Annotated in this window: 2 protein-coding genes; one reads left to right on the top strand and one right to left on the bottom strand. The window is 72.1% G+C overall.

All coding sequences use genetic code 11. The features are described from left to right. Window positions 1-727, bottom strand: a 727-nt coding sequence (locus H5J30_RS33085) for an ROK family transcriptional regulator (RefSeq protein WP_181791402.1), incomplete at its 3' end; no start/stop codon positions are given. Window positions 728-985: 258 nt separating this feature from the next. On the opposite strand from H5J30_RS33085, the gene H5J30_RS33080 reads away from it, so the two are divergent. After that, entirely contained in the window at window positions 986-1,438 is a 453-nt protein-coding gene (locus tag H5J30_RS33080; RefSeq protein WP_258563661.1) for a hypothetical protein, read from the top strand. The last annotated feature ends 5 nt before the right edge of the window (window positions 1,439-1,443 follow it).

Genomic DNA, 1,443 nt, shown 5'->3' with positions numbered 1-1,443 from the left:
GTTCGCCGGAGAGCCCGAAGGCGCCGCGGTGCAGGGAGCCGCCGACGATGAGGCCGCCGCCGACGCCGTGGGAGACGCGCAGGTAGAGCACGTCGGCGTCGTCGGCGGCGGCGCCCCAGGTGGCTTCGGCCAGGGCTGCGAGGCGGGTGTTGTTGTCCAGGAGTACGGGCACGCCGAAGCTCTTGCGCAGCAGGTCCGACAGCAGGTCGAGGCGCCGGCCGCCGGCGGTGAGGTCGCCGGGGGCGCCGATGGGGCCGACGACGCCGACGCCGATGGCGTCGAGTGCGCCGAGGCGCAGGACGCCGCCGGTGAGGGTGCCGACGAGCCGTTCCGCCAGCCGCACGCGCTCCTCCCAGGACAGGTCGGGGGCGTGCTGCTCGCTGGCGGAACCGACGATCTCGTGGGCGACGTTGACGGCGGCGACGTGGACGGCGCGGCGGGCGAAGTCGATGCCGAGGGCCTGCCCGGCGTCGGGGTTGAGGGAGAGCTTCTCCACGGGCCGGCCGCGGCGCCGCTCCTCGGCCAGCGGCACGGTCGCCACGACGGCGCCGTTGGCGATGAGGTCGCCGACGATGTCGTAGAGCGTGGTGCGGGACAGTCCGCAGCGGGTCCCGAGTTCGCCGCGGCTGAGGGGGCCGTGCTTGCGCAGCAGGGAGAGCACGAGCTCTTCGTGCTCGCGGCGGAGGCGGGAGAGGGGGCCGGCGGAGGGGTGCATGGCCGACAGCATGGAGACGCCCCGAGTTTTTCGTCAACAGGTCGGAAAAAAGAAACACACGGCCGCAAGACTCCCGTCACAAAACTCCGCCGCGGCTGCCGCACGATGGGGTCTTGCGTGACCTGCGGCGATGCTCCGGGGCGCGCACCGGGCCGGGCGCGAGGCCCGACCGGATTATTTTTCCGACCTGTTGACGAAAATCTTCGGGCGTTCGCATGCTGTGCGCCAGGCCGCCGGCGCGAGCGGCACGACGAGGGAGGACGAAGGAAGATGACCCACTCAGCGAGCGGTTCGTCCATCGGCCGGCGGTCGCTGCTGTGGCTGGACGCCTGCCGGCTGCTCGACGCCCGCGCGCTGGAGATCGTGCCCGGCATCGACGCGGGCGACCCGGACGTGGGCTTCGGCAACTGGGACTGCGACTGGTACAGCACCACGCGCGACATAGAGGTCCAGCTGCGCTACGACCGCGACCAGCCGCTCAGCGGCGATGACGGCAGGGTGACCATGCTGGCGGGCCGCGACGCCGTCGTCTCCCCGGAGTACGACGGCGAGGACACCTGCACGGTGCGGGTCGAGTACCGCGAGTACCCCGACGAGAACGGCCAGAAGGCCGTCGAACTCCTCTACCTCACCCTCGACGGCGACGACGAGTCGCCCGACGAGCTGTGCGGGATCGCCACCCGGCTCGCCGAGACGGCCGCGGGAGAGCTGCCGAAGCTCTGAGGAAG

The organism is Streptomyces phytophilus, assembly GCF_013870535.1.
Lineage (GTDB): Bacteria > Actinomycetota > Actinomycetes > Streptomycetales > Streptomycetaceae > Streptomyces > Streptomyces phytophilus.
This window is presented reverse-complemented; position numbering and strand designations above follow the sequence as displayed.

Coding starts and splice junctions, on each gene's coding strand:
- H5J30_RS33080 (WP_258563661.1), top strand. CDS start 986: ATGACCCACTCAGCGAGCGGTTCGTCCATCGGCCGGCGGTCGCTGCTG.